Origin of the sequence: Marinobacter sp. UBA2688, from assembly GCF_002352785.1 — a bacterium.
Lineage (GTDB): Bacteria > Pseudomonadota > Gammaproteobacteria > Pseudomonadales > Oleiphilaceae > Marinobacter > Marinobacter salarius.
This window is the reverse complement of sequence record NZ_DELU01000011.1, coordinates 1-6,895: the sequence shown is the minus strand read 5'-3', so window position 1 is coordinate 6,895 and position 6,895 is coordinate 1. Positions and strand designations below refer to the sequence as shown.

Genomic DNA, 6,895 nt, shown 5'->3' with positions numbered 1-6,895 from the left:
GGGTTTGTCAGCAATCTGAAACCCCGCATTCGCGGGGTTTTTTATCACCGGCCCGGATTACTGACCGTACTTCTCTTTCGCCTTCAGACGATAGGCGTGCAGAAGCGGCTCGGTATAGCCATTTGGCTGTTCACGGCCCTTGAGAACCAGATCCATGGCGGCCTGGAAGGCAATGCTGCCCTCAAACTCCGGCGCCATGTCACGGTAGGACGGGTCGTTCGCATTCTGGCGATCAACCACCGCTGCCATGCGCTTCATGGTTTCATTGATCTGCTCTTCGGTGCAGATGCCATGGTAAAGCCAGTTAGTCAGCAACTGCGAAGCGATACGCAGGGTAGCGCGGTCTTCCATCAGGCCCACGTCATTGATATCGGGAACCTTGGAGCAACCGACACCGCTGTCGATCCAGCGCACCACGTAACCAAGAATACCCTGGGCGTTGTTGTCCAGCTCCTGCTGAATTTCTTCCGCCGACAGGGATTTCGGGTCGTCCATTACAGGCACGGTCAGGATGTCATCCAGGTTGGCACGGGTGCGGCTTTCCAGCTCTTGCTGGATATCCGCAACGCTCACCTGATGATAATGGGTGGCGTGCAACGTAGCCGCTGTTGGTGATGGAACCCACGCGGTATTGGCGCCGGCTTTCGGGTGGCCAATCTTGGCTTCCAGCATACCCGCCATCAGGTCCGGCATCGCCCACATACCTTTACCGATCTGGGCAACACCTCGGAAACCGGTTTCCAGCCCGACGTCCACGTTCCACTGCTCGTAGGCCTGAATCCAGGCAGCCTGCTTCATCGGCCCCTTGCGGATAAACGGCCCCAACTCCATGGACGTGTGGATTTCGTCACCAGTGCGGTCAAGGAAGCCGGTATTGATGAATACGGCACGCTCCCTGGCGGCATGGATACAGGACTTGAGGTTAACGGTGGTGCGCCGCTCTTCGTCCATGATGCCAACTTTCAGGGTGAAGGCCGGCAGACCAAGCGCATCTTCAACACGACCGAAGAACTCATTGGTAAACGCCACTTCTTCAGGCCCGTGCATCTTCGGCTTAACAATGTAAACCGAGCCGGTGGTGCTGTTCTGCAGCTTTCCAGTGCCTTTGAGGTCGTGAATCGCGATCAGTGAGGTCATGAGGCCGTCCATCAACCCCTCAGGCACTTCACTGCCGTCTTTCAGCAGGATGGCCGGGTTGGTCATCAGGTGACCCACGTTACGCACAAACATCAGGCTGCGGCCTTTCAGCACCAGCTCTCCGCCTTCCGGCTTGGTGTAGGCACGATCACCGTGCATCTTGCGGGTGGTTTGCTGGCCGCCTTTCTCGAAGGTTTCTTCCAGATCGCCCTTCATCAGCCCCAACCAGTTGCGGTAGGCCAGAGCCTTATCATCCGCATCCACGGCAGCGACAGAATCCTCACAGTCCATGATGGTGGTCAGAGCCGACTCCATCAGCACATCTTTTACATGCGCCCCGTCATCCTTCCCGATCGGATGGCTGGCATCGACCTGAATCTCGAAATGCATGCCATTCTTGACCAACAGCACGCCCGTGGGTGCATCGGCGCCGCCGGTGTAACCCACAAAGCCGGACTCGTCTTTCAGGCCGGTAGACTCACCGTTCTGCAACTTGACCACCAGCTTGCCACCCTCAACCAGATACTGGGCTGCGTCTTTGTGGCTGCCAGAAGCCAGCGGAGCGGAACTGTCCAGAAGGTTGCGCGCAAATTCAATGACCTTGGCACCACGAACCGGGTTATAGCCACGGCCTTTTTCGGCGCCGTTTTCCTCGGAGATCGCATCGGTGCCGTACAGCGCGTCGTAAAGGCTACCCCAACGGGCGTTGGCAGCGTTCAGTGCAAAACGGGCGTTCATCACCGGAACCACAAGCTGGGGACCTGCCATGGTGGCCACTTCCGGATCCACATTTGAGGTGGAAATTTTGAAGTCGCCAGGCTCATCAACCAGGTAGCCGATATCCTTCAGGAACGACTTGTACTCGGCCATGTCGAGCTTCTGGCCCTTGTGGTCACGATTCCAGGTGTCCATTTTCTCCTGGATGTCGTCGCGCTTGGCAAGCAGCTCTTTGTTGCGGGGAGCCAATTCGTGAACAATCTTGTCGAACTCGGCCCAGAATTTGTCAGCGTCGACACCCGTGCCCGGAATTGCTTCGTTATTAACGAAATCGAACAGGTTCTTTGCGACCTGAAGGTCGCCGACTTGTACGCGTTCTGTCATCGTTGTTTGCCTCAGTGGGTTACTGTATTCCCTGCCCTTTTTACGGGTTTACCCGTCAGGGCCGTTATAATTCGAGGGCGGTATTGTACGGGAATTTCCCTACAAGGTCATTCCCGCGCCAACAACACGACCTTTGGTTGACATCATCCCCTGCGCCAGCTGGTGCCTTCGCGACTGTCGTCCAGGATAATGCCTTTATCGGCCAACTCATCCCTTATACGGTCCGCCTCGGCGAAATCTTTCTGCTTCCGCGCATCGGCTCGGGCCTGGATCATCGCCTCAATGTCGTCTGCACTGAGCTCGCCGCCAGTGTCGGCCTGGAAGTAGGCTTCCGGGTCCTGCTGCAACAAACCCAGGATACCCCCGAGCCTTACAAGCACTGCCGCTTGCTGGTTAGCCTTTTCGTCGCGCCCTTCCCTGCGGTCCAGGTTGATTTCATTAGCGACAGCATGAAGAACCGCAATGGCTCCTGCGGTGTTGAAGTCGTCATTCATGGCCTCGGCAAAACGCTGGTCGTGTTCCGTTTCCGCCACGTTCTTGGCCGGCACCAGACCACGCAGGGCATGATAGAGCCGGGTGAGCGTACGCCCTGCTTCCGCGAGATTTTCTTCCGAGTAATCCACCTGACTGCGGTAATGACTGGACACCAGGAAGTAACGCACCACCTCCGGCGCATACTTCTCAAAGATCTCACGGATGGTGAAGAAATTGCCCAGGGACTTGGACATTTTCTCCTTGTTCACCCGAATAGCACCGGCGTGCATCCAGGTGTTCACGAATGTGTGACCATTGGCACACTCGGACTGGGCAATTTCATTCTCATGGTGCGGGAACAACAAATCCGGCCCGCCGCCGTGGATGTCGAAGGTTTCGCCGAGGCAGCGGTTAGACATGGCGGAACATTCGATATGCCAGCCTGGACGGCCATCTCCCCAAGGCGAAGGCCAACTTACCTCACCCTCTTTGGCGGCTTTCCAAAGCACGAAATCCGCCGGGCTGCGCTTGGCTTCCTGAACATCCACCCTTGCGCCAGCCACAAGGTCTTCAAGCTTTTTCTTGCTGAGTTTGCCGTAATCGGAGTACGACTCTACGGAGAAGTAGACGTCGCCGTTATCGGCAGCATAGGCATGACCGCCTGAAACGAGCTTGTGGATCATGGCCACAATGTCATTAATGTATTCGGTCGCACACGGCTCCTCTGTAGGCGACAAAACACCCAGCTTGGCCTCATCCTCGTGCATGGCCTTGATCATGCGCTTGGTGAGGTCGCTATAAACTTCGCCATTCTCGTCAGCCCGGCGCAGGATCTTGTCGTCGATGTCGGTGATATTGCGCACGTATTGGACATCGTAGCCGCTGTGACGCAGGTACCGCGTGATCACATCAAACGCCACCAACACCCGCGCATGCCCCAAATGACAGTAGTCATATACCGTCATGCCGCAGACATACATGCGAACCTTTCCTGGTTCGATCGGCTGGAACTCTTCCTTTTGCTGACTAAGGGTGTTGTAGATTCTAATCACGCTACGCTCGTTAAATAATTGAATGAATGTATCACCGAACTTACTTGCCCTTGCCCCAGGAATCCCTGAGGGTCACGGTACGGTTAAACACCGGACGGCCTGCTGCCTCAGTCAGTTCCTGATCGCAGAAGAAATACCCCTCACGCTCGAACTGATATGGCAAATCAGTACGGGGCTGGGCCAAACTCTTCTCTACTCTGGCGCCTTTGAGGACCACCAGAGATTCCGGGTTGATCAGGTCCACAAAATCAGTCTCTTTATCACTGTCCGGCGACTCATGGTTGAACAGGCGGTCGTATTGATTGATATCCGTCTCAACGCTGTCAGTGGCCGACACCCAATGAACGACACCGTTCGGTTTGTAGCCTTCGGGGTTAACGCCGAGAGTGTTGGGATCGTACTCGCATTTCAGTTCAACAATTTCACCGCTGTCGTCACGGATAACCTCACGGCAGGTCATGACGTATCCGCCACGCAGACGCACCGCCTGATCCGGAGCAAGACGTTTCCATTTACGGGGCGGTTCTTCCGCGAAATCTTCCCGGTCGATGTAGAGGGTCTGGCTCCAGGTCACTTCACGCTCGCCCATGTCCGGGTTCTGAGGGTGAACCGGCAACACCAGGGTTTCGGTCTTGTCTTCCGGGTAATTGGTCAGTGTCACCTTCAACGGCCGCATTACGCACATGGCGCGGGGCGAACGGGTGTTCAGGTCTTCGCGGATGGCGTGCTCCAGCATCCCCATATCCACAGTGCCGCCGGCCTTGTTGACACCGATCATGTCACAGAAGGTACGGACGGACTCCGGGGTATAACCACGGCGGCGCATTCCGGAGATGGTGGGCATGCGTGGGTCATTCCAGCTATCCACAAAGCCTTCGTCCACCAAACGCTTGAGTTTGCGCTTGCTGGTGATGGTGTAATTGAGATTCAGCCGGGCAAATTCGATCTGCCGTGGCTGGCAGGGAGCTGAGATGTTGTCCAGCACCCAATCATAGAGCGGGCGATGATCCTCGAATTCCAGTGTGCACAGGGAGTGCGTAATCCCCTCCATGGCGTCGGAAATCGGGTGGGTGAAGTCATACATCGGATAGATGCACCATTTATCGCCAGTCTGGTGATGGTCGGCATAACGAATCCGGTACAGAATCGGGTCCCGCAGATTGATGTTCGGGGAGGCCATATCGATTTTGGCGCGCAGCACCAGCTCACCGTTCTGATACTTACCGGCGCGCATATCGCGGAACAGCTGAAGGTTTTCTTCCACCGGCCGGTCACGATAGGGGCTGTTCTGGCCCGGTTCTTTAAGCGTACCCCGGTACTCGGCCATCTGATCGGCAGTCAGCGCGCACACATAGGCTTTGCCCTTTTCAATCAACTCAACGGCAAAGTCGTAAATGGCGTCAAAATAGTCCGAAGCGTAGCGAACCTCTCCGCTCCATTCACAACCCAGCCAATGAACATCCTTCTTGATGGAGTCAATATACTCCTGGGATTCCTTTTCCGGATTAGTATCATCAAACCGCAACGTGCATTCACCGCCAAAGGTTTCCGCAATGCCGAAATTCAGGCAAATGGATTTGGCGTGGCCGATGTGCAGGTAACCATTCGGCTCGGGCGGAAAACGGGTCACAACCTTACCCGTGTGTTCGCCTTTGGCAACGGCGTCTTCGATCAGGCTCTGGATGAAGTTATGGGCTTTCTTGGACTCGGCGCTCATACAATCTCAATCGTAGGGTGTGTATCTGAAACCGCGTATTATACTCACAAATCATTGCCTAACTCATGCACGCGTACAAACTCTTCAGTACAATAACAGCCACGTTGCTTTTAATACCTACTTGAACAGGAAACCCTGATGATTCTGCTGAAAACCTCCCACGGTGACATCACTCTGGAACTGGATTACGACAAGGCCCCCGAGACTGCCAAAAACTTCGAACAGTACGTTCGCGACGGTTTCTATGACGGGCTGATTTTCCACCGTGTCATCAGCAACTTCATGATTCAGGGTGGCGGCTTTGAACCGGGGATGACCCCGCGAAAGACCCGCGAGCCCATTCAAAACGAAGCCAACAACGGCCTCAGCAATATGCAGGGCACCGTTGCCATGGCCCGCACCATGGACCCGCACTCCGCCACGGCGCAGTTCTTCATCAACGTCGAGAACAACGGCTTCCTCGACCACACCGCCGAGAATGCCGAAGGCTGGGGCTACTGCGTTTTCGGCAAGGTTGTGGAAGGCATGGAAACCGTTAATGCCATTCGCGCGGTGCGTACCACTATGCGTGCAGGCCATCAGGATGTGCCTGCAGAAGATGTGGTGATCGAGAAAGCCGAAATCACAGGGGACGGAGGCGCGGCGTGACCACGCTGTTCATCTCAGATTTACACCTGGAAGAGTCCCGCCCGGACATCACCAACGCGTTTTTGGGATTCCTTGAAGAGAAGGCCCTAGGGGTGGAGCAACTCTACATTCTCGGCGACTTTTTCGAAGCCTGGATTGGCGATGACGAGCGAACGCCCCTGCAGGAGCAGATTGCGGCGGCACTGCGCGCGGTCAGTGACTCGGGCACCAGGTTGTACCTGATGCACGGAAACCGGGACTTTCTGATTGGCGAAGATTACTGCAACCGAATCGGCGCCACTCTACTGGATGACCCAACGGTGGTGGATCTTTACGGCACGCCTACCCTGCTAATGCACGGTGACAGCCTGTGTACCGCGGATGTGGAGTACCAAAAATTCCGCGCCAACATGCGCAACCCGCAATGGCAGCAGATGATTCTCCAACGACCCCTGGCCGAACGTCAGCAGATGGCCCGTCAATTACGGGAAATCAGCATGGCCAAGAACCAGGGCAAGGAAGAGTTCATTATGGACGTCACCGCGGATGAGGTGGTGAAGGAAATGGAGGCGCACGGGGTGCAACGACTGATCCACGGCCATACCCACCGTCCGGCGGTTCACGAGCTGGAGGCAGGCGGTAAGCCGGCAAAGCGGATTGTGCTGGGAGACTGGGACGAGAACGTCTGGTGGCTGGAGGTAGAACCGGACAAGGAACCGGTTCTTACCAAACAACCACTGTAAAAAGAGCCGGGCGACGCCCGGCTCAGATTGCTGACAAACCCTCG

5 protein-coding genes are annotated in these 6,895 nt (G+C 56.0%); 2 read left to right on the top strand and 3 right to left on the bottom strand.

From position 1 onward, the window contains the following. Positions 1-57 precede the first annotated feature (57 nt). From B3M52_RS07165 to B3M52_RS07155, 3 genes are all read right to left on the bottom strand, one after another. The gene (locus B3M52_RS07165; RefSeq protein ID WP_075196089.1) at positions 58-2,238 is read right to left on the bottom strand and encodes a malate synthase G; all 2,181 of its coding nucleotides are present in this window, start codon (positions 2,236-2,238) and stop codon (positions 58-60) included. A 143-nt stretch (positions 2,239-2,381) separates the two neighbouring features. Then, the gene (gene cysS, locus B3M52_RS07160; RefSeq protein ID WP_151982499.1) at positions 2,382-3,764 is read right to left on the bottom strand and encodes a cysteine--tRNA ligase; all 1,383 of its coding nucleotides are present in this window, start codon (positions 3,762-3,764) and stop codon (positions 2,382-2,384) included. 40 nt (positions 3,765-3,804) lie between these two features. Further along, positions 3,805-5,481: a glutamine--tRNA ligase/YqeY domain fusion protein gene (locus B3M52_RS07155; protein WP_075196091.1), complete on the bottom strand. Its 1,677-nt coding sequence runs from the start codon at positions 5,479-5,481 to the stop codon at positions 3,805-3,807. A 138-nt stretch (positions 5,482-5,619) separates the two neighbouring features. On the opposite strand from B3M52_RS07155, the gene B3M52_RS07150 reads away from it, so the two are divergent. Further along, positions 5,620-6,129: a peptidylprolyl isomerase gene (locus tag B3M52_RS07150; protein ID WP_041333789.1), complete on the top strand. Its 510-nt coding sequence runs from the start codon at positions 5,620-5,622 to the stop codon at positions 6,127-6,129. Then, positions 6,126-6,851, top strand: a complete 726-nt coding sequence (locus B3M52_RS07145; protein WP_075196092.1) for a UDP-2,3-diacylglucosamine diphosphatase — start codon at positions 6,126-6,128, stop codon at positions 6,849-6,851. Before B3M52_RS07150 ends, B3M52_RS07145 begins: the two co-directional genes overlap by 4 nt. Positions 6,852-6,895: the final 44 nt, after the last annotated feature.

Bases quoted from the DNA above. Each gene is read 5' to 3' on its own strand.
- B3M52_RS07165 (WP_075196089.1), bottom strand. From the start codon at position 2,238: ATGACAGAACGCGTACAAGTCGGCGACCTTCAGGTCGCAAAGAACCTG.
- B3M52_RS07150 (WP_041333789.1), top strand. From the start codon at position 5,620: ATGATTCTGCTGAAAACCTCCCACGGTGACATCACTCTGGAACTGGAT.
- B3M52_RS07155 (WP_075196091.1), bottom strand. From the start codon at position 5,481: ATGAGCGCCGAGTCCAAGAAAGCCCATAACTTCATCCAGAGCCTGATC.